The sequence below is a fragment of the Rubripirellula amarantea genome, assembly GCF_007859865.1.
Lineage (GTDB): Bacteria > Planctomycetota > Planctomycetia > Pirellulales > Pirellulaceae > Rubripirellula > Rubripirellula amarantea.
On sequence record NZ_SJPI01000001.1, the window covers coordinates 3,819,313 to 3,840,959 of the forward strand.

The following is a 21,647-nucleotide window of genomic DNA, read 5'->3' on the forward strand; positions in this document are numbered from 1 at the left end:
GTTGTCGCTGGTTCGTTTCCAGAGTTTGCACGCTTGTCCGATGCATTAAAGGCGATGCAGTTTGTCCAAGCTGACCCCATTCGATCGCCCGCGAGAGCGCAAGACTTAGTTTTGCGGCAGAGAGTTCGGGGATATCAAGCGGGCGATCTTGAACGAACGTTTCCGAAGCTAAGAGCCGAAGAAGGATACCTGTTTGCCTACGGGTTTATGACTCCTGGAATATGGCAGATATTGCACCCGCGGCCTCATGCAAAGTTGAACAAGCTCGAACGTGATCTACTGAAAAGCGTTGCTGATGTTGGCGAGGTTCATCCACGCGGGTTGGATCAAAGATTCGGTCGAAGGTCCGTCAAGAATTACTGGGGCGGTCAATCGCAAGAGACCAAGCGAATACTAGAGAAGCTTCATCACCATGGCTACCTGCGGGTGAGTCGACGCGAAAATGGGATTCGCGTCTATCAGGTGTCCAAGGAATCACCGGCCGAGACCATCGATAGCACAGAACGTTATCGACGTCTCGTGATGACAACCGCTCGCGTGTTTGGGCCGACCACAAAGCGTTTCTTGGTGGCAGAGTTGCGCACTCATGATCATTTGGTACCCGTACGGTCGGCTCGTTTAGCGGTCGTCGACTCGCTGGTGCAATCAGGTGAATTGTCAGAGGTCGAAGTCGCCGGAGCTAGCTACCTTTATCGCGAAAGAGATTGGTTGCCGAATGATGTTCCGAACCGCGTTCGAATTTTGGCGCCATTCGATCCGTTGGTTCGAGATCGAGACAGGTTTTCAAAGCTTTGGGATTGGACCTATCGCTTTGAAGCTTACGTGCCCGCGGCAAAGCGAGAGCGGGGTTATTACGCAATGCCCGTTCTTTGGCGGGATGTCGTGTTGGGGTGGGCAAATGCCAGCCTCGCGAACGATCGATTGAGCGTCGAGTTTGGTTACGTGGGGAAGAAACCACGCGCTAAAGAGTTTCGTCTATTGGCTGAAGCCGAAGTTGAAGCGTTGGCTACGTTCTTAGGTTTACCGAGCGGTTGCTGGGAGCTTGATCTTTGACGCGGAAGAACTTAAGTCATGCCGGTGAAGCTCGATCTAAACTAGCCGAACCAGAACGCCAGCACGAAAGGCTCTAAGCATGCAGAGGCTCTAAGCATGCAGAGGCCCTGAGCAACTAGAGGAAGCAGTAACCAGACGACAATCGACTGTCTGCGGAAGAACGGAGCAAGGCAGACAATGGCGAATCTAGAAATGACGACGACTCTAATGGCGAAACTGAGTGACTACAAAAAAAGCCCTCGCTATTTGTTAGCGAGGGCTTCGGTTCAATAGCATGCTACAAGTTGAAGCGTGATTATCAGCTCACGTTTTTTAACGGCGGCGACGTCGACGAACCGCAATGATGCCGACCGCACCGAGACCTAAAACGGCCAAGCTAGATGGTTCCGGAACAGCAACCGCGTCGAATTGCAGGTCGTAGCTGCGAGCAACGATCGTCCCACCATTGTTATTGACCGAATTGTCAAATTGCACCGTCGCGGTGGGCGCAAACGTAGTTGTCGCTGTGACGAAGCGGAAACCTCCGTTGTCTGGTGAGGCCAAAGTTACTGCAGTGCCATTAATTTCAACGCTGCTGCTAATATCGATGCCAGCACCAACGCCAGCGCCTGCGGTGGCTCCCGTAAACCCGTTGAACGTGATCAAGTTGCCCGCGTCAGTGGTCGTTCCCGTTACATTGACCACACTCAATTCGACATCATTCAAGTTGCCAAACCCAGTATCGATCCCTTGGTTGAAAATCCTGAGGCTGCCGCCGTCTCCGCCAAACTTTGTGGCTCTGAGCGTGAATGTAACTGCGTCATTGGCAGTCGAGTCACCATCAAGGTCCAGCATAGAGTAAGTCATCTGGATATCGATAGGGTCGGCCGTAACAGTAGGCCCCAATGTGGCCTCTCCGTTGATCGTGACATCGGAAGCATTGGGATGGCCAAACACGCCACCGCTTCGAACATCCAACGCCGAGATCGTGACGATAGCCGCGTCAGCCGAACTGCAAATCGTTCCGACAGACATCAGACCCATAAAGACTCTCATTAACAATTTCTTGCGCATGCGTGTTTCCAAGTTGGTTGGGCAAGTACCCAAATGTGAAGAACGACTGTCCGTTTCGGTAACAACTTTCGCATTTGCAAACGGCGATTGCGAATTGTTAACAGGATGAAGTCAGTAGTATTGCAAGGATATAGGGGCTGGGCAAGCTATCATGCCCCGAGGAACCTGTTTTTTTGTCAATCAGTTGCCCGTTAAAGATGTCCTGTGTCCGGCTGCCCGCCCGCATTGAATCACACCCTCTTAGCGAGTGGTCGCCGGCACCGCCTGACAGTGAAATGAATCTGCCACCAGCGGGGTGTACCTAGCGGGTGGTCGAGGGTTCCTGCGGCAAATGCTGTGAAAATCCATGCAATTTTGACTAGCGAGACCTGTAGTTAAGGTGCGTCAAACGGGAGAGACGGACTGCACCAACTCGTTTGGAGTGTCATCCATGTGATTTTTCGCAGCCGTTGATTGGTCCCCATCACACCGATCACTTGGCCCGGTATCCCCGGTAGGTGAGAGGGGATGCATTGCCAACTGCGGATATCGGAAACCCTTAGGTCGCGAAAAACATCCGCAAGGAACGCACGACAGACGACGTTTCGAGATCTCTAGGTCGTGTTGCCGTCCACCAACTCAAGGTCGCTTGACGACGGGAAGGACGATGTGCGACGGGTATTGAGCCGATAAGTGAATCGTATTGGTCGCAACCGGGGACAGGTCGAACGAGTCGACTGGCTTGAACGTGTTTGGGTGGACTTCGTACTTGGGACTGTTGCTGCTTGAGATATGAACGCCAATACGGTGACCCCGGTTTAACACAATCGCAGTGCTCCACATATCCATCTTGAGGTGATAGATGTGGTCTGTCTGCATAGGGACTTGGCGGTCGAAACCTTCGTTGAATCGTCCCATGATGATCGAGTCGCGGATGATTGCTTCGTACCCGTCGGGGTAAATGTCAATCAGTTTGGCGGTGAACGTGGTGTCCGGCACGTCACTGCTGACGTAGAGATCGGCAAGGATCTTTCCTGTGACCTCCAAAGGTTCTGAGAGTGTCGCGGAGATGAACCGGAGCACATCCTTACGATCTTTCAAGACTCGTTGATCGAGTGGGCCTACGCCGTGATGGATGAAGACATCGCCGCCCGCGGAGGGAACTGGGTCGCGGGGGTCATATTGAAATGAACGTGACGCGTGACGCGTTGTTGGCTTGGAAGTGTCCAAGCGGCCATCCGCAGTCATGTAATAGGGCGTCGCTGTATTGGGAACCGGCCACGAGTGTGTGATACGGTACTCATTACCGGGAGCCGTCGAATCGGCAGTATCACCCATTAAGTAGTAAACGAGAAACGACTGTTTTGCTTTGACCGTTCGAGGATCATCGAGGGCTCGAACTAAGCTCGGTAGCGTCCACTCATCAGCGACGATGCGATGAGGAAACGGTTTGCCAGCCATTTGACCGTGGCCAGATGGGTCGATTCGAACAAAGACGTTGCCATGCTGAGCAAAGTTTTGGAAGTAGTCGATCGCGGATTGCGAAAAGATGTCGTACCAGCCCGTCCGAGCAATGAAGGCGGTGTGGTTTCCATCGGCGGCTTGGTCAATGGTTTGTTGATAAGCCTCGCGATCAAACTCTTCGACACCCGGTTTGGGCCACAGCGAGATGGGCACATTACGTTGAGCGAGCCAGCGATAGTACATCTCACGTTTGACTCCGTTGTGAAAGGTCCAGTACAAGTGTGCGTTTCCGCCACTGATGTTTGTATCGCAAGCAACGAGGCCAGGATGCTTAGCTAAGTAGGCCATGTAGGCGGCGAAACCGTGACCGCTTTGGCCGGTCATGCCCACTTTTCCGTTGGACCAGGATTGTTGAGTGATCCAATCGATGGTGTCGTATCCATCGTTAATTTCATTGTCAAAGCTGTAAAGATTGGCGGTGTTCTTTCCTTCGGATTGCCCATCGCCTCGCAAATCCTGGCATACGAAAACCAGGTTCTGGTTCGCGAATTTCTTTGCATCAAACAATGCAGCCGCCCAGATTCCGTACGCCGTTCGGCAAAGGACGGTACTGTGCTTGCTATCGTTGGCACTTGCCGTTGAAGGCACGAAGACTCCGGTCGCCAAACTCACGCTATCGCGCATGGGTACCATTACTTGGTGGTACGTGTAGTTTCCACCAAGTGCCTCAATTGCAATCGGCGCTGCGTACGCACGATTCTCTTCGCTTGTGAGAACGCCATCTTGGTTGGCGTCCGCGTCGGGGTAGCTTTTCAAAAAGCGTTGGGCGCCTGGAATATTGACGGGATCTGACGCTACGGATGGACAGGCCGCCATGCAAACGAGTAGCAACCCAATCAATGGTGAATCCAAACCGTATCGCATCGAATAGTCCTTACACGACTGGGGGGCAAATTGATGACGCCAAGCTCATAGCGCTCGGATCGGATTGACAAAATCAAACCAACAAAGCCTTGAAGGATAGCCGCTGGCGTATAACGGCTGGGCGTACCGACCGAGGACACTTGGCAGATCAGATATGGCTGGACTGGCCGCCGGTGGTCGGTAACGATCCGTTCCCCGATCTAGACGCTCACTATTTGACGGTTCGCGGTTCACGATAGGAGGGAGTGTTGGGTCGAAGGATTCCCGCTTGGGCTGATTGTACTGTAGCGAGGTGGACTGCTGCAGTTACCGACCGTGGTGTGGGAACTCAAACGTGTGTTGTTGGTAGCGCGGCACCGAACCAAGGTCGTGGGGTGCGATGCCAATCAATGAGACGGAAAAATTGACGGCAAAGTAAATTGTTTTGACAACAGTTGTTGAAACAAGTAATATCAGCCGCCATGCCATCTGACACTCCCCGACCCCCGTTCGATTCGCCTGCCCAGGAAGCGTATCTACACCTTTGGCGTAGCTACGATCGCCTGCGTGCCATCGAAGACGAGCTGTTCAACCGATACGACCTGTCCGCTCAGCAGTACAACGCTCTTCGATTGTTGAGCGTGGTCTATCCCGCGGGAATGCAAACCATGGAGATTGGACGCCAATTGATATCGCGTATGCCCGACATGACGCGGCTTTTAGATCGTTTGAACAAACGCGGATTGATCACTCGAAAACGACTCCCCGAAAACCGCCGCGTTGTCGAGGTGTTCATCACGAAGGCGGGGCGAAAGTTGTTGAGCGACATGAGTGACGAGGTCTTGGAAATGCACGAGCAACAGTTAGGTCACCTAAGTCCGAACCAGCAAAAACAATTGGTCAAACTACTCAGGCTAGCTCGCAAGCCTCACGAGGATGCTAGTTGTGATTGGATGGACGCGGTCGGGGCCCAGTCCAATGCTTAGTGGAACGCAATCCAAGCAAGATCATGACCACCGGGTGACGACATCGAAGACAACGCCGGTTGCGCTGCGCGGAATGTGGCCGTTCGGATTGTGGCTTGCGATCTTTTACGTCGGATGGTTGCTGATCGTGGTGGTGGGTGACCATTGGGGGACGGTACAGTCGCATTGGCCGATTGCGTTGGCGATGTCGTTTGGGTCTTACATCGCGGGCTCGACTCCGATGGGTGGCGGATCCATCGGATTTCCGGTGCTCGTCTTGTTCTTTGAATTACCAGGATCTTTGGGCCGAAATTTTGGGTTGGCGGTGCAATCGATCGGAATGGTGTCGGCATCAATCTACATCTTCTCGGCTCGCCGCCCGCTCGACTATGGTTTGCTTCGCCCTGCCTTGCTCGGTGCGTTGGTGGGGACGCCGTTGGGCGCGGCTTTTGTCGCGCCGTTTGTTCCCGATCTTTGGGTGAAGCTAACGTTCGCGGTGGTCTGGTGCAGTTTTGGAATCATGCACCTGGTGAAGTTGAACGAACTGGTCAATGCCAAAGGTGAGAGTGAACGCTGGCGATCGTGGGATCGCCCGATCGGCCTCGCAATCGGCATCACGGGAGGCGTAGTGTCGTCAGTGACCGGGGTGGGCATCGACATGATCGTGTACGCGACTCTGGTTTTGCTCTATCGAGCTGACTTGAAGATTTCCATACCAACATCGGTGGTCCTGATGGCTTTCGCGTCAGTCGTTGGAATCGCTTCGAATGTCTTCCTGTCGCGAATCAACCCTTCGTTGTATTCGATTGATCCCGAAGTCTTTGCGAACTGGCTTGCCGCCGCGCCGGTGGTGGCTCTGGGAGCACCTTTCGGCGCGATCGTGGTCAACCTTATTTCTCGCAAGCCGACGCTCATTTTGGTTTCTAGCCTGTGCATCGCGCAGTTCGTATGGACGATCGTGCACGAGCGAGTGTCAGGGATGGCATTGGTGGGTGCCATCGTGGCGGTACTCGCAGTGAACGCTGTGTTTCACTTTCTCTATCGCATGGGACGCTACGAAATTCCAAGCGAAACGCCGCTTGCTGAACTTGCGGTTGAGTCAGATTCCGAGCATGGTCTTTAAGCGATAACGTCTCGACACCGACTTCTCTAGTGAAGATGCGCAACGCGGGCGTTCCGGTGAACTTGCCTTTGCGCCGGAGAGTTGCTGAACCCTATCCGCGCTCTCGACCGTGACAATTTTGCAGTGACTCGTACTTCCTAAATAGGTAACAACCAAGATCACCAATTGATAGGAATGATCCGATGAAACGCAAAGCGTCCAAACGTCGTCGACTCGGGCTTGAAGGTTTGGAAACGCGGCGAGTTCTTGCCGCTGCGATATCGGTGGTCGAAGGCTCGCTTTTGATCGAAGGCGACGCAGAGGGTGAAATTTCAATCGTTGATAAGGGCGACGGCACCCTCGAGGTCACCGAAGCGGGAGCCGGTGAGAATGGCGAGGACTTAGTCGAAATCGTTAGAGGGGTTACCGACGATATCGTGATAACGCTGGATTCCGACGGTATCGACGCCGATGACGTAGTTTCCATCGATCTTTCGGCTAACTCGGTCGTCGTAGATACCATCTTTGCTGCTTTGGGTGGTGGGGACAATTCGCTAAGTGTGGAAGGAGGAACGATCAGCGGAAGCTTGGTCGTCCGAGCGGGAAGCGGTAGCGACAGCGTTGCGATTGTCGAAGCTACGACGATCCAGGAGAACGTTGAACTATCTCTTGGCGATGGGAACAACTCGATAAGCATCGATGGATCCGTCGGCAACAATCTGGCAATTCGGAACGGCGATGGCGACGACACGGTATCGTTGGGCGAAACTTCTCAAATCGATGGCGGAGCCATAATCGGTCTCGGTAACGGGGAGAACTCGGCTGAAATATCGGGACAAATCGCCGCTGATCTAAACCTGTTTTCCGGCGTCGATGACGACACGATCAATCTGCTTGCCACAGCAATCGTTGAAGGCAACGTATCGCTCTCGCTCGGTGAGGGTGAAAATTCTTTAATCAACAACGCAACGATCTATGGCGATTTGATGGAGGGTGATTTGATGGAGGGTGATTTGATGGAGGGTGATTTGAGTGATTCGCCATGGGATCATCTTCGTCCCTCGGCCGTCGATGAAGCGAACTTGGACGACCTGCATTCGGGATCATGTTTAACCGATCAAGCTGGCGCCACGGCGATTGAAGAAACAGTTGGCCTGGCCAGCATGACAGAGTTTCTGAGCGGTGACGTAAGCGATGAAAGTGACAGCTCGCTGAGCGAAAGAATGCTGTCTGATTCAACGGAGGACTTCGATCAGCGTGCAAGAATGCAATTCGCGGCTGCACTGGACGACGGTCAGCGGTCATCTGGCACAAACCGATCCAATCGCAGCCAAGCACGAACGGTCCAAACTTAAGATCGGTTTGAAGTCAATACAAAACGCGAGTCAATCAAGTTCAGCCTCATCACGGGGATCTGCTCATTGCGAGAGATGAACGGAACACTCTGGTATCGATGCGGCATTGGCTGAATCTCGACCTGAATACTGTTCAATCGATACTGGTTGTTTGCCAAAGTGATGAACTGCGAAAACGCTGGTGGAGCGAGGATCATGGATCAGTCCGGGTGCTTAGTCGCGGCACACGAGGTGGGGGTAGATTTGGGGGGGCGTGTAGCGACGGTTGACTCTCCGTGGCATTAATGCGTCGTCTACGTGCGTGGGGTGACAGGATTTTGCTGAAACATTCTGCCAATAGTTGAGTCGGTGACAAACGGCTGGAAATCCGATTCATCGCGTTGTTTTTTCGAGAAGTCTTGATGCCCTGCGCTCGACAAGGAAAGAGTAACCGGCCAACCCATGGCCGCTTCTTTCAACAATGTGACAGGGATTAAGCAAATGAATGTTTCAAACTCGACGGCAGTTTTTTCCAGCCAATCATCTTCAACAAACTCTCGACCCCAAGGTCCACCGCCTCGAGGTGAAGAACAGCTTTCGTCAGCCCTTCAATCCATTGGCGTGGACGAGTCGACGACGGCTGATATTTTGGCTCAGGTCGATGAAGCGATAGCGGCTTTGAAGTCGGAATCAACTTCGGGGGTCACCAGCCGTCCCGCTATGAAGTCTGTGATTGATGACGTGCTCGAAGCAAATGGCATTGATCCTTCTGAGGTTGAGGAAGCAATTAAAGCTAGCGGAGCGGGAAGGTCGTCGGGGGTTGAAGGATCATCGGAAGGCGGGGGGGCATTCGGTCGAGGCGGCCCTTCGGAGGCTGGTCGACCCGCTGGACCACCACCTCATGAGGCCGATAGCAGCGTTGTTGAATCAGCTTTATTGTCCGCAGGCGCTGATGAGTCGTCCACGGATGAACTGATTAATCAGATCATCGATTCGATCCAAGAGCTGACGAATCAATCCGATTCCAACGTATCACAAGAAGAGCTCCGTTCCATTTTGACCAGTCTTTTCGAAGAGAACGGAGTCGACATTGATCAGTTCGAGCAAGCACTGAGCGAGCAAGTCGGTTCGCCCGGTTCGTTTCTCAACCTATTGGTGTAATTCTTTCATTTCGACGGAAGTTTCACTGGCACCTCTTGTGAACCACTGACGCATTGACTGTTGCTAAGAAAATTAGACCCACCCCACCGCTAGCAACTTCGAAGTTGTCGTTCAGCGATTTCCTCGCTGAACTTTTATGGGGGTAGGTTCATCTACCTAGAAACGAAGTCATTGCAACGATGCCGAAATCCCAGAGTTTTTTTGCCCGAACGCTTTCAAGAATTGGCCGCTCCCAGCAACGCAGTCGGCTGAACCGTCGGCGGCCATCGCGTCGTTTAAGAACGGAAGCACTAGAAGCTCGGCAACTGCTCGCTGGTGACCTCTTCATCAACGAACTGATGGCTGATAATGACGCCACGATCGAAGACCCTGACGAAGCCGGGGCGTTCGAGGATTGGGTCGAAATTTACAACGCTGGTACCGAGGCGGTTGATCTCGGAGGCATGTACTTGACCGATGACGTCGAAGCGCCGACGCAGTGGCAGTTCCCCGCGGGGTCAACCGTTGCCGCAGGCGGATATCTTCTGATTTGGGCGGATGACGAAAGCGACCAGGGTGATGATCATGCTTCGTTCAAATTGTCGTCGGGCGGCGAGATCGTTGCTCTGTACGATAGCGATGGAACGACGTTAGTCGATTCCTTGGAATTTGGCGAACAAGCCACCGACGTATCCTTCGGGCGTTCCCCAGACGGCAGCGAAACGCTTAGCGTTCTGACTACGGCGACGCCGGGCGCAGCGAACTCTGCTATCGCGGAGTCGAACCTCGCTCCGATTGCTAACGCTGGTGGCCCCTACACCGGAACGAACGCCGAGACAATTTTGCTGAGCGGTTTGTCTTCCTTTGACTCCGACGGTGAAATCGCAACCTACGCGTGGGACTTGGACCACGATGGCCAGTACGACGATGCGGTTGGTGAAACCGTCAACTTTTCGTCGGCGACCGTGGGAACGTTCGTCGTTGGTTTGCAAGTCACCGATGATGATGGCGCGATTAACGTTGACACGGCGGCAATCAAGGTGACGCAAGTTGGTGACGAAGTGTCTCCTTGGGATTCGGTCACCATCGATGATGAAGCTGCGGCCTTCTTTGACGACACCTATGTTCATGAGGTCTACATCACGTTCGACGATGCCGATTGGTACGACACGCTTTACACATCACACGCTACCGACGTTGAAGACCCGTATTTCCTAGCCGACTTTGTCGCTGATGGTGTGGCATTGGATTCGGTTGGAGTGCGTTTCAAGGGGAATTCATCGTTCGAGGGGACAGGCGTCAAGAAGTCAATCAAGATTGATTTCAATGAGTTCGAAGATCTGACCTTCATGGGGCTAAAGAAGTTGAACCTGAACAACAACTTCAACGATCCGACGATGTTGCGCGAGAAGTTGTTCTACGACTATGCGTCAAATTTCGTCGAGGGAGTTAGCAGGGCCGTCCACACCAAGGTCTATATCAACGGTGAGTACTACGGTTTGTACACGGCGGTTGAACAAGTGGACTCGACGTTCACCGAAAGTCGCTTTGGTGAAGATGAAGACGGCAACCTCTACAAGGGAACGGCGTCGGATGACGCGGTCCTTGAAGATCCCAACGCTGACTTCGGATCAGACCTGACTTACTTGGGAACCGATCAATCGGAATACGAAGCATTCTATGAGCTGAAAACGAATGAAGCTGCGAATGACTACTCGGACCTGATCGAGTTCATCGATGTGCTTAACAACACCTCGTCGGGTGAATTGGCGGACGCAATTGAACCGTTGTTGGACGTCGACAACACACTCACTTCGTTGGCGCTGAACAATTTGTTCGCGAACTTAGATTCGTACTCCGGTGCCGCTCATAACTATTACCTCTACGACCGCGACGACACGGGTCAATTCACTCATGTGTTCTGGGATGTGAATGAATCGTTTGGTACGTTTACTCAGTTCGTCGATCGAGGGCAGGTCATTACCGATCTTGATCCTTTTTGGTTGCCGGTCGCAACGACGATGGGACCGCCGGGAACGGCGACGGAAAGTGAATCACGACCGCTGGCCGAAAATTTGTGGGCGGTTGATGAGTACAGTACCGAGTACCTGCGCGACCTTGCTGAAATGTTGCGAGAAGGTTTCGATGTGGAATCGGTCACCGCTCGCATCAACGAACTAGCCGACCTCATTCGCGCCGATGTCACGGCTGACCCAAACAAGCAGTTCACAACGGCGCAGTTTGAGCAAAACTTGACGACCAACGTGACGTCGGGAAATCGAACAATCTATGGTCTCTCGAGCTTCATATCGTCGCGGTCAACGTACCTGTCATCGGTATTGGATAGCTACGCCTCGCAGTCAGACCTGGCGCTGAACGAATTGATGTCAGTTAACGTTCAAACGGTACAGGACGAAGCGGGCGATTTCGATCCGTGGGTGGAAATTTATAACAACGGTCCTGGGACGGTATCGCTCGCCGGTTTGTACCTGACTGACACCACTGCGGAGCTTTCCAAATGGGCGATTCCAACGGACAGTTTGAGCGATGGCGACTATTTAACACTTTGGCTCGATGGAGAAGTCAGCGAAGGTAGCAACCACGCTAACTTCGAACTGGAGACTTCCGGTGGTGAGCTATACCTAACCGACGGTACATCGGTCATCGACACTGTTACCTATGCTGCACTTGAAGGAGATTCGTCGTTTGCACGTGTGCCCGATGGTGTAGGCGAACTCGAAGTAACCAACCGGCCAACCCCCGGTTCCGAGAACGCAGCCAGTGCGGTGTCCGTCGAATCCGTAGTCGTCTACATCAACGAGTTGATGGCGGACAATGACACGACGATCGAAGACCCTGACGAAGTCGGGGCGTTCGAAGATTGGGTCGAGCTGTACAACCCGGGTACGTCCGCAGTGGACTTGAGCGGTTTCTACTTAACGGATGACGCGGCTGAACCAACGCAGTGGGCATTTCCGAGCGGGTCGACGATTGAAGCTGGTGGTTATTTGGTGATTTGGGCGGACGGGGACACCGACCAAGGTGACGATCACGCGTCGTTCAAGTTGTCGGCCAGTGGCGAGTCTGTTTTGCTGTACAACGTCGACGGAACAACGCTTGTCGATTCAGTGACGTTTGGTGAGCAGTCCACCGATGTTTCGTACGGCCGTTTTCCCAACGGATCATCAACATTTCTTGAATTGTCGGCTGCTACACCTGGCGCCGCAAACACCAACGATGTGATTACGACCAATAGCGAACCCACTGCCGACGCGGGTGGCCCTTACACGGGAACCGTCGGCGATTCGGTATCGCTTACCGGTGCGGCTTCGGTGGATTCCGATGGGATGATCTCGTCCTATGCTTGGGACCTCGACAACGATGGTGATTACGACGACGCCACGGGCGTGACCGCCTCATTCGATGCTTCTGTCGCTGGCACCTTCATTGTCGGACTTCAAGTGACCGACGACGGTGGCGCCACCGACACCGCCACGGCTACGATCACTGTCGAATCGTCGTCCACACCGGGGCTCGTCCTCACGCAGTCGGACGAGATGACAGTCGTCAACGAGTCGGGGCTAACCGACTCGGTCAGCGCGTCGCTTTCGAGCCAACCCGCGTCAGATGTCACGGTGACAATTACGAGTGCCAATTCCGAAGAAGTACTAGTGGATTTGGGGCAACTGGTATTCACGCCAGACAACTGGGACGTGGTCCAAACAGTTGTGTTCAGCAGTGCTGATGATGGAGTGATTGATGGAAGCCAAACCACCATCGTCACGTTTAGTGTTTCAAGCGACGACGTTGACTATGCGACATTGGCGGATACGGAAGTCAGCGTTGTCAGTCACGACTTAGTTACCGCGATTCCTCCCACTCGAATTTACACACCAGACTATGTTGTCCGGCCTCACGTGATCGTCGGCGACAGCATCCCAACGGCGATTCTGTTTCAAGCAGTAGCCGATGCTGAGATTTCTGTCGTTTCCGTGGGAACAGTTACGGTTGGCCAGTCCATTCGTATCGTGAATGAGAGCGTCGAGCCGATTGATTTCTTCGACGAAGGTGTCAGCACCGCAGTCGTTACCGCAGGGCAGTTCTATGCAATCATCTTCGAAGCGCACACGGAAACCCAGACCTACAGTGTGGAATCGACGGCTGGGACTGATGCATTCACGCCGTCGTCGCCAAGGAATTTCTTGCAGCCAACCGATACCAATGGCGACAGCGTCACGTCAGCCCTGGATGCATTGATTGTGATTAATCAGCTCAGCCGGATTCAAACTGGCGAAGGCGAGGTCACTGAGAACTTGTTCATGTACGACGTGAGCGGCGATGGGAATACAACAGCGCTGGACGCACTGCAGGTAGTCAACGAAATCAGTCGCCAAAATGCAGAAGCGAGTGAAGGAGAACGATCGCCCGTAAGTGATGCCGTAGTCGCTCCGTTGAATGAGACCCTGATTGAGACCGTGAGTGCCCCCCTGAGTGCTCCCCTGTCTTCCGACCAAGACGATGAAGATGACTTCACCTCTGACTTTTTTGACCCATCAACGATTGAAGAACAAGCAACTCTTGAGCTGGTCGCGTTCGATTCGCAAGCTCAAGCAGTCGCCGAATTCGCGTACGAATGCGATGCAGATGTGTCCGAAGAGGATTTCGATCTTCTCGCCGAAGATCTACATCAAGCTCTCGCCAGTGCGGGTCAGTTGGACGCCTCTTTCAATGCATCGTAGGTGGTTTCAGGACAACGCAGCATCGAGGATGAACCTACGGTGTCTTATGCACAGTGTTGCTGTTGCCTGAGCGACTGCGTCGTTATTGTGCGTGAAAGTGGCCGATTTCAAAGAGTGTGGTTCGCAAGGGTAGGCTAATGGAATTGGTTTGACTTCGAGGTAAGACAGAATGGCCACCTCATCGGCAAGGTTTTGTTATTCTAGGACTGCGTGTTTCACTCTTGCTCAGTCCGCGGAAGACCTTGTCCCCTATGAAATTGTTCAACTCGAACCCTCTGCCACTATTGGCTTTCGTTATCGGTGTCACGTTGGCTCAGATTTCCCATGCCGAGCAATTCGTGTTGTTCGACCGGACGTTTACCTTTGAGCAGAAGGAGGCTGTTGCCACGAAATCGCACCTCTTCGTGAACGCCAAACAGCTTGGCGAAGAAACCCCGAAAGATTGGACGTCACCGGTCGATTATCGAAACGGAACCGTTCACGTTCGGATCGAAGTGCTAGACAAACCGGAGGGAGAAGTGCCGACGGTTTGGAGTCTTTGCTACATTCCCAACCGAGGGCAGAAGAACAACTACGGTTGCACCAACACGCCCCGATACACAAAGCCGGGTGTGTACGAAAAAGTGGTGAAGATGAATGAGTTCTGGGAGAACGATTCAATCATTTGGACCGAAGGCATCAAGCAAATGTCATTGGTGATCAAGCATGCCGAGAAAGGGGGCAAGGGGCACGCGCACAACCAGCCTGATCTATCACAGTTCTTCCCGACCAAAATTCGAGTGACAATGACCCAGGTATCGGTGGGTTCGAAGTACAAGGCTCCCTAGTTGAATGCGAACTCAGTTCGTTCTATTAAGCTTCACCAAGTTGAGCATTCCAAGTGTCAAACGTTGCAGACATCAAATGCTTGTCGCAGCGATGATACGGGATCGTTGCCGGTCGGGATGAACTCTTGCGCAACGTAACCTTGATAACCTGTCTTAAGAATCGCTTTCATGATCGGCGGATAGTTGATCTCTTGTTTGAAGTCCAATTCTCGACGGCCAGGGTTACCCGCGGTGTGATAGTGTCCGACCCATTTGTGGTAACGCTCGATGTTTCGGATGACATCGCCGTTCATGATTTGGACGTGATAGATATCAAACAGCAGCTTGAATTGAGGCGAACTGATTTCGCGAACTAAGTCCGCGCACAGGTGGATGTCGTCGCCCCAGTATCCCGGATGCCCTTTCATTGGGTGCACGGTCCCATCGGAATTGAAATGTGCCTTGCTATTGAGGTGTTCAAGGACGATGCCTACCTGCTTTTCTTCCGCGTAAGGTAGCACGCGTTTCCAACAGTCCAAGCAATTCTTCCGGGCCGCCCGGTCATTGATTCCTGCCTTCTTCATTCCAGTGAAGGTAATCACGTTGGGGGCTCCGTACTTTACAGCCAAGTCGATGCCCTCACGAAGTTTGGCTTCAACTTCGGCATGGTTATCGGGATCAAGTGGCCCGTTGGAAAACCCGTGACTACTTGTCAGCGAGATTTTCATTCCCAGATTCGTGACATCGCCGTAGTCGGATGACGAAATACCTTCAATCGCTTCGATGCCGATGGATTGGCAATGCCTTGCGAGCGATAGCGAGTCCATTGGCCTAAAGCACCAACCCATGACCGATTGGCGGATCTGACGAGGCGAGGACGATTTTTCGGTGTCGATTGGCATGCTTCACACGTGTGCGGAAGATAGAAATGGCGTTGCAGTGTACCATGTGCGATCCATGCCAATCGCGAATAACGCGGTTCGTGCCGGTCACTCCTTCCGCCTATGACTCCACCGTTTTGACGATGAACCCAGACGAATCGCAGCCAAATAACCCTCTGCACGGCGTAACGCTAAAAGCGATGCTGGAACACTTGGTCGACGTTTATGGGTGGGTGCAGCTTGGGGATCGAATCAACATTCGGTGCTTCACGCATGATCCAAGTCTGAAGTCGAGCCTAAAGTTCCTGCGTCAAACCGATTGGGCCCGAGCGAAGGTTGAAAGGCTCTATCTGAGGTCGCTCGGTAGAAAGAGGTCACCCAACGAACAAGATTCCCCTGTGTCCGATAGCGAAACGACCAAACCAGGGACTGTACGGTTCAAGCGGGATCAGGGCGTGAAGTTTCGGGTTCGCAAGCAAGGATCCTGAACGGACTCGGCGATCCAAATGAACCGCCTCGGAGACGTACGTAAGCCTATTGAGTAGTGACTTTGCACGGCCACAGAAAACCCTACTGCGGATGCTTTCGGTGATCAACTGCACACCCACGGCACATCAACCCAGACCAAAACGACGGGTGCACTTGGTGGACGTGTATTCTAGCGAGGCCCCTTCGTTAGCGACGCACGCAAACCTATCGAGGAACTCGAACGCTCACGCTTACGGCGTTGTGAATCCGCAAGGATTTAGCGACGGGCAACACCGTTTCTTGGGCTTGTTGCTTCATGTAATAGCTTGAGACTTCCCCAACGATCATGATGCGATCCTGGTCGTCACAATCACAGGTCAGCTTTCGAAGTTCAGGATACGGTGATTGCTGAAGTGCACTCTGACATGCGCGACAATCTCTCACTGGTCCCCGCTCGTCTTGCATCTTGTTCTTCGGCTCAAAACGTTGCTCGAAATTTTGGATCATTGGTTTGCCTGTTAAGTGTGCCGCCTTGCAGACCCTTATCATTGCGTGCGGGCTGCCAATGGTACAATACGCAAAACCAGTACCAAGTGAAAAGAATTTTGTTCGCTCGAAGGGCTTCACTCAGCAAAGCACGAGACAACAATTTTTCGCGAGCGGCAGCAACCGTTTTTGTGCTCGTCGAAAATTGATCATCACGGTCAAATTTCGCACACACGGTGTGACGTCGAAGACTTGCTAGCTTGCCCAGCTTGATACTTCGTTGCGGGTGACCGCGCTAAGCGTCTGCTTCGGCTTCGTTTTGATGTTCAAACGACTTGCGTAGGAAATCTATCTGAGCAGAGCGACAGGTATCGACGAGGTCGCGGGCGTCACGTAGTAATTCGCGGGTGATTTTGGTTTCGTCACTTTCGTCGGATGAAACCGGCGTCGCTTCCGCGATAGACACCAGTCCCGAGTTCTCGGCCAGCACCCGGATGTCGTTAAACAGGTGATTGATCTGGGCGGCATCTTGTTGGTCGATTGCGTTGGCGAGTTTTTCGATTTGAGCTCCGATCTTGATCGCCGCAAACTTCTGAATGGCAATCGCGCCGGTAGCCAGCGTCGGTATGGCGGCTTCGATTTTGCTAACGAAGTGTTCCACTAAGGTCGGATCGAATTGAGTTCCCGCGCACCGTCGTATCTCAGCAATGGCTTCTTCATGCGACTTGCCCTTGCGGTACGGGCGATCGCTGACGATGGCATCGTAGGTATCGGCAATCGAAAGCAATCGAGCGCCGACCGGGATGTTTTCGCCGGACGGAAGATCGCGTTCGCGACCCGCACCGTTGTAAAAGGCATGGTGGTTGGCCATGATCGCGGTCAACGGCGGGCAATCAAAGGCTCCGAAGACGATGTCGACACCGATATTGTCGTGGCGACCCATGACTTCCCACTCTTCAGGTGTCAGTGGCCCAGGTTTGAACAGGATTTCGTCGGGAACACCGATCTTACCGATATCATGAAGGAGCCCGGCAACTTCTAGTACATAGCGTTCCGATGGATTCATCAATCCTTCCGAAGCACGGGCGCAAAGATCGGCCACGCGGCGACTGTGTTCGGCCGTCTTCGTATCGCGGAACGATAGCGCTGACATCAGCGCGGTGACCGCCTTGTAAGGAATTTCCACTCGTTCAGAGTTCGCAACCGCAAGGGCTTCGGCGGCTGCGTTTTCGGCGGATTCGTCTGTAACGATCATTGATTTGTTGAAAACAATGGACCGATTTCGGCCTTCTCGTTTTGCCACGTACAAACAAGCGTCGGCTTGATTGATGAGATCTTGAGTGTCCTTCGCTTCGAAACGAAGTTCGGAAACACCAAGGCTTGCTGTTAGCCGCAATTCAGCGGGGTCGTCTAAACGAATTTGCCCAATCGCACCTCGTGCCTTTTCAGCTTGCGCGAATGCGGCTTCGACGTCATAACCCGGCAATACGATGCAGAACTCTTCGCCACCGTAACGACAAACCAATCCGTTGCTTGAGAACATTTCGCGGACCGCTGCCGATACCGCTCGCAACACTTCGTCGCCCGTGTGGTGACCGTAGGTGTCGTTAACGCTCTTGAAATGGTCAACGTCGATCATGATGCACGAAAGCGACTTCGCATCGCGCTTCGCCTCGGACCACATCCCGTCAAATATTTCAAAGAAGGCTCGTCGGTTTAAGCAACCCGTTAGCGAGTCTTGAGTAGCCAGAATGTTAAGCTCATCGTTCTTGCGAGTGATTTCGTCTCGGCTTCGCTCGAGCAGATCTAGCATTCGTTCGAGTTCAAGGCGGTGTTCTTCGACGTGCGTCACATCACGGAAGGTTGCCAATACGCCTCGTCCAGACTTGCCTTTGCCAAGCGGGGCGGCGTTGACCGATAGAATCCGCTCGGAATCGGAATCGAAGGTGTAACGCAGCATCCTTTCGCTCTGCAGTTCACCGTTAAGCATGGCCATCGTCCAAGGCAATGCATCGTCGTTACTCTCGCCCACCCAGGCAAGGTCACTCGCCGGTCGTCGTTCGAGTTCCTCGGCGCTGAGTCCAACAATGGTGGTGAACGCCTTATTGGCCAATACAATCTTTCCGGTTTCATCGAGGACCAACAGACCTTCGGCGAGCGTGTCGAGAGCTTGACGCACGCGATCGGGGACAACTTGAGTGCTGCTAAACACTCCCATCACCCGAGCAACGAAGATGGTATAGGCAACGATGCCGAAGACCACAAAGTAGCTAAGCAATCGAACCATTGGGTTGATCAAGACGCCGCCGACATAGGTCTTTGCGGCGCGTCGATAACAATACTCCACTCGTCCCCATGGACGGTGGTTCAGCATGATGGGGACGGTCGCGGTGACGACTTCGCTCTCGGAATCGTCGACCGATTCGTGAACGTTCAGTTTTCCGTCGAAAACGACATCAGGAGGAATATCTTGCGGCCAGATTTCGGCGTGATGCCCGGTATCCGTCCGCAGCGTTCCCATGTCACTGCGGACACCGATCGAAAGCAGGTCCGGGTGACGATCAACGGTGGCTTGAAGACTCGCCTTCAGGTCGTTCCAGTTTTGCCTTCGAATGTGCACCGTGGCATTAATCGCGACAATCTCGCTCAAGTCACGGCGCGCACGCATCTGTAGCGCCGCAGAGTCGGGGATAAACCCGAGCCACTGGGCGCTCAATATGAGACTTGCTCCCACGCACACAAGTGCGAAGGCAAGTCGTATCGATGCGAAGTACTTTTTAAACAAGAGCCCGTGCTGTGCGATTGTTTAGGGAGGGATGGATGCGCGCAGGCGCAGCGGTTCGAGGGGAGTAAACCGTAGTTAAATGTTGCCTACGGCTTAGCATTTGCCGTCTTGAAGTAGCCGGATCAGTACTCGGATGAAGAAAACCCTGGTCACTGGGCCGAGTTTTTCGATCGTGCCGGATGAACCGGAAACAACGGTCACATCGCATTCACCGCGTCGGGATTGGCGTCGCCACCTCGATTAAATCGCGTGACGCCTGTCGCTCCCGATTACTTAGCCAAGGATGTCTTCGATCTCGTCTTTCTTGCCACCCTTGCTACCCTGGTTGGCCGAAAGGATTGCAGTCGGGTCAACGATTCGCCACGATGGAATTCCCGAAGCAACCGCCGTGAAGAATGCACCGCCTCGGAACACCATCAACACATAGCCGATAGAGAACAAGCCAGCGGCCGATCCAGCGGATCCGATGATGTAATCCAATGCTCCTTCTTCGGCATCAGCCACGACCTGTTCCCAATCGAGCCAATCGAGTTGCGAGTTGATGGCGGCCAATTGAGTCCGACTTGCGCCAATGTACTGAGTGTTGAATTGGTTCTCGTGGAAATGGAAGCCACTGAAGTTCATGGCATCGCCGCTCGTATTGAACGACAAGGAAAGGTCATTGCCGGATAGTAAACGCAGTTTCTCTATGGTGGTCTGTTCACTTGATTGACCGCGTGCATCCACCGACGGGGTTGGTTGCGAAGGATCGTTCACGTCGCCCTGACCTGCCTCGTCATCTTTCTTGGTCATCTCCGCACCCGTGAGTGTCTCGGTGGATTCGTTAGATGACTCACTTTCTCCGTCGCTGTTGCCACCGTTGTCGCCGGCATCAGGAGGAGTGACCGCTTCGATCGTCAGCAAAACGGTCGCAGGGTTACTTTGCAGATTGCCATCGGTTGCTCGATAGACAAATGAATCGGTGCCGAAGTACCCAGGATACGGCGTGTAAACGAGGCGTCCGTCCGAGGTAACGGTCAACGTACCGTGACTTGGGTAGGTTTCGATCAAGGCCGACAAGGTGTCGCCGTCGATGTCATAGTCATTATTGATGACACCTGGCATCCCCATGTTCAGCGAGGTACCCGCATTGAGGGTATAGCTATCTTCCAACGCGACAGGTGCCTCGTTGATGTTCACCACATCGATAACGAACGTTTGGTAGGAAACCGATCCATCGGACGATGTCGCTTGGACTTCGATCGTGTGGCTGGTTTGGTTTTCGTAGTCGAGGTGGCCAATGGTTCTCACCACTCCCGTACCAGAATCAATCTGGAAACGTCCGCCGTCGTCGTTGCTAAGCGAATAGGTGACGACGTTGTTGGAACCGTCTTGGTCGACAGCATGCGCGGTGACTCCCACAATCGCATTGCTGGCGTTTTCGTTCACGACGTTTGCCGAACCATCACTGTCGATCGGCACCGATACGCTAAATTCGTTGACATCGGATAGAGTGACCACGAACGATTCGTTGTAGGTTCCTCCTGAAGCGTCGGTCACCTGGACGATGATTGTGTGGGTGATCGAATCTTCGTAGTCAAGTTGCGAAGAATCTGCGACCGTGATATTGCCTGAGCTGTCGATTGCAAAACGCCCGCTGGCCGTATCAAGCAACGAATACGTGAATGTGTCCATCGAATCGATGTCCGAGGCCGTCACGGAACCCACCGACTGACCATTGCTGGAGTCTTCGGCGATATTCAAACCGGTTGCTGTTAGATCATGTGGATTATCGTTGGCACCTTCGATCGTGATCGTGATCTGAGTCGTCGAAGTGGCACCAAAGCTGTCCGTGATGGTGTAACTAAACACGTCGTCAAGCGTGTCCGCGTTGGTTCGCAGCGCTTGCACCGTTGCGTTGTTATTGTCGACGTTGTAGGTGTATGCACCGTTGACCCCGATCGTGATCGATCCATAAAGACCGTTCACCACGCTTCCGACCGAACCAGCCGTGTTTGCTTGCGTGCCAGAAGCCACTCCGGTCACTGCGTTAGTATTCGAAGTGTCCGGATCGGTATCGTTGGACAGTACATTGGCACTCGGGTTAACGCCCGGCGTAGCATTGCCGACGCCACCGGCTTCGCGAGCGGTGTCGGTGTCCGGATTGGCGACGGGCCCGTCGTTGGTCCCCGTTACCGTAATCGTGACAGCGGCTTGAGAAGTCGCCCCGTTGTTGTCGGTGACTTCGTATACAAACGTCACATCACGAGTTTCGCCGGCCGCCAAATCTTGGAAGTCACCTGCCGGATCAAACGTGTAGGATCCATCACCGTTGACAATCACGTTGCCTTCGCTCGGGCCCGTGATCAGTGCATAGGTGTGCGTGTCGTTGGTATCGACGTCAGTTTCCGTCAGTTGACCGTTGATGGTCGCGCCATCTTCGGTAGCCGTGTTGGTCCCAGCCTGAGCAACCGGTGCATCATTGGTGCCGGTGACCGTGATCGTTACGG

Annotated in this window: 15 protein-coding genes; 8 read left to right on the forward strand and 7 right to left on the reverse strand. The window is 53.4% G+C overall.

What is annotated here, in order from left to right; genetic code table 11:
* Window positions 1-33: 33 nt before the first annotated feature.
* The gene (locus Pla22_RS13730; protein ID WP_146515116.1) at window positions 34-1,053 is read left to right on the forward strand and encodes a DNA glycosylase AlkZ-like family protein; all 1,020 of its coding nucleotides are present in this window, start codon (window positions 34-36) and stop codon (window positions 1,051-1,053) included.
* 312 nt (window positions 1,054-1,365) lie between these two features.
* Here Pla22_RS13730 and Pla22_RS13735 read toward each other — a convergent pair whose 3' ends face one another.
* Entirely contained in the window at window positions 1,366-2,106 is a 741-nt protein-coding gene (locus Pla22_RS13735) for a PEP-CTERM sorting domain-containing protein (protein ID WP_146515117.1), read from the reverse strand.
* A gap of 618 nt (window positions 2,107-2,724) precedes the next feature.
* A complete protein-coding gene (locus Pla22_RS13740; protein ID WP_146515118.1) occupies window positions 2,725-4,473 on the reverse strand; it encodes a CocE/NonD family hydrolase in 1,749 nt (582 codons plus the stop codon).
* 461 nt (window positions 4,474-4,934) lie between these two features.
* Between Pla22_RS13740 and Pla22_RS13745 the strand changes: the two genes are divergently transcribed.
* From Pla22_RS13745 to Pla22_RS13755, 3 genes are all read left to right on the forward strand, one after another.
* Window positions 4,935-5,438, forward strand: a complete 504-nt coding sequence (locus tag Pla22_RS13745; protein ID WP_146515119.1) for a MarR family winged helix-turn-helix transcriptional regulator — start codon at window positions 4,935-4,937, stop codon at window positions 5,436-5,438.
* Window positions 5,389-6,540, forward strand: coding sequence for a sulfite exporter TauE/SafE family protein (locus tag Pla22_RS13750; protein WP_242631992.1), 1,152 nt, complete (start codon window positions 5,389-5,391; stop codon window positions 6,538-6,540). Before Pla22_RS13745 ends, Pla22_RS13750 begins: the two co-directional genes overlap by 50 nt.
* Window positions 6,541-6,722: 182 nt before the next feature.
* Window positions 6,723-7,874: a hypothetical protein gene (locus Pla22_RS13755; protein ID WP_146515120.1), complete on the forward strand. Its 1,152-nt coding sequence runs from the start codon at window positions 6,723-6,725 to the stop codon at window positions 7,872-7,874.
* On the opposite strand, the gene Pla22_RS25230 is transcribed toward Pla22_RS13755, so the two are convergent.
* Window positions 7,871-8,071 carry a hypothetical protein gene (locus Pla22_RS25230; protein ID WP_165440652.1) on the reverse strand — a complete coding sequence of 67 codons (201 nt, stop codon included), beginning with the start codon at window positions 8,069-8,071 and terminating at the stop codon, window positions 7,871-7,873. The two genes, Pla22_RS13755 and Pla22_RS25230, sit on opposite strands and share 4 nt — an antisense overlap.
* A 244-nt stretch (window positions 8,072-8,315) precedes the next feature.
* On the opposite strand from Pla22_RS25230, the gene Pla22_RS13760 reads away from it, so the two are divergent.
* The 3 genes from Pla22_RS13760 to Pla22_RS13770 all read left to right on the forward strand — a co-directional run bounded on the left by Pla22_RS13760 (window position 8,316) and on the right by Pla22_RS13770 (window position 14,559).
* Window positions 8,316-9,014 carry a Clp protease N-terminal domain-containing protein gene (locus Pla22_RS13760; protein WP_242631993.1) on the forward strand — a complete coding sequence of 233 codons (699 nt, stop codon included), beginning with the start codon at window positions 8,316-8,318 and terminating at the stop codon, window positions 9,012-9,014.
* Window positions 9,015-9,193: 179 nt separating this feature from the next.
* Window positions 9,194-13,732 (forward strand): CotH kinase family protein, encoded by a 4,539-nt coding sequence (locus Pla22_RS13765; protein WP_146515122.1) that lies wholly within the window; start codon window positions 9,194-9,196, stop codon window positions 13,730-13,732.
* Window positions 13,733-13,983: 251 nt separating this feature from the next.
* Entirely contained in the window at window positions 13,984-14,559 is a 576-nt protein-coding gene (locus Pla22_RS13770; RefSeq protein ID WP_146515123.1) for a hypothetical protein, read from the forward strand.
* Window positions 14,560-14,615: 56 nt separating this feature from the next.
* On the opposite strand, the gene Pla22_RS13775 is transcribed toward Pla22_RS13770, so the two are convergent.
* Window positions 14,616-15,440, reverse strand: coding sequence for a TIM barrel protein (locus tag Pla22_RS13775; RefSeq protein ID WP_242631994.1), 825 nt, complete (start codon window positions 15,438-15,440; stop codon window positions 14,616-14,618).
* A 26-nt stretch (window positions 15,441-15,466) separates the two neighbouring features.
* On the opposite strand from Pla22_RS13775, the gene Pla22_RS13780 reads away from it, so the two are divergent.
* Window positions 15,467-15,907 (forward strand): VF530 family protein, encoded by a 441-nt coding sequence (locus Pla22_RS13780; protein ID WP_242631995.1) that lies wholly within the window; start codon window positions 15,467-15,469, stop codon window positions 15,905-15,907.
* Window positions 15,908-16,112: 205 nt separating this feature from the next.
* On the opposite strand, the gene Pla22_RS13785 is transcribed toward Pla22_RS13780, so the two are convergent.
* The 3 genes from Pla22_RS13785 to Pla22_RS13795 form a co-directional block, all read right to left on the reverse strand.
* Window positions 16,113-16,394, reverse strand: a complete 282-nt coding sequence (locus Pla22_RS13785; RefSeq protein ID WP_146515124.1) for a hypothetical protein — start codon at window positions 16,392-16,394, stop codon at window positions 16,113-16,115.
* 274 nt (window positions 16,395-16,668) lie between these two features.
* Window positions 16,669-19,089: a sensor domain-containing diguanylate cyclase/phosphohydrolase gene (locus tag Pla22_RS13790; protein ID WP_242631996.1), complete on the reverse strand. Its 2,421-nt coding sequence runs from the start codon at window positions 19,087-19,089 to the stop codon at window positions 16,669-16,671.
* A gap of 342 nt (window positions 19,090-19,431) precedes the next feature.
* Window positions 19,432-21,647, reverse strand: a 2,216-nt coding sequence (locus Pla22_RS13795) for an Ig-like domain-containing protein (RefSeq protein WP_146515126.1), incomplete at its 5' end; no start/stop codon positions are given.

Coding starts and splice junctions, on each gene's coding strand:
- Pla22_RS13735 (WP_146515117.1), bottom strand. CDS start 2,106: ATGCGCAAGAAATTGTTAATGAGAGTCTTTATGGGTCTGATGTCTGTC.
- Pla22_RS13740 (WP_146515118.1), bottom strand. CDS start 4,473: ATGCGATACGGTTTGGATTCACCATTGATTGGGTTGCTACTCGTTTGC.
- Pla22_RS13745 (WP_146515119.1), top strand. CDS start 4,935: ATGCCATCTGACACTCCCCGACCCCCGTTCGATTCGCCTGCCCAGGAA.
- Pla22_RS13750 (WP_242631992.1), top strand. CDS start 5,389: ATGCTAGTTGTGATTGGATGGACGCGGTCGGGGCCCAGTCCAATGCTT.
- Pla22_RS13755 (WP_146515120.1), top strand. CDS start 6,723: ATGAAACGCAAAGCGTCCAAACGTCGTCGACTCGGGCTTGAAGGTTTG.
- Pla22_RS25230 (WP_165440652.1), bottom strand. CDS start 8,071: ATGATCCTCGCTCCACCAGCGTTTTCGCAGTTCATCACTTTGGCAAAC.
- Pla22_RS13760 (WP_242631993.1), top strand. CDS start 8,316: ATGGCCGCTTCTTTCAACAATGTGACAGGGATTAAGCAAATGAATGTT.
- Pla22_RS13765 (WP_146515122.1), top strand. CDS start 9,194: ATGCCGAAATCCCAGAGTTTTTTTGCCCGAACGCTTTCAAGAATTGGC.
- Pla22_RS13770 (WP_146515123.1), top strand. CDS start 13,984: ATGAAATTGTTCAACTCGAACCCTCTGCCACTATTGGCTTTCGTTATC.
- Pla22_RS13775 (WP_242631994.1), bottom strand. CDS start 15,440: ATGCCAATCGACACCGAAAAATCGTCCTCGCCTCGTCAGATCCGCCAA.
- Pla22_RS13780 (WP_242631995.1), top strand. CDS start 15,467: ATGGCGTTGCAGTGTACCATGTGCGATCCATGCCAATCGCGAATAACG.
- Pla22_RS13785 (WP_146515124.1), bottom strand. CDS start 16,394: ATGATCCAAAATTTCGAGCAACGTTTTGAGCCGAAGAACAAGATGCAA.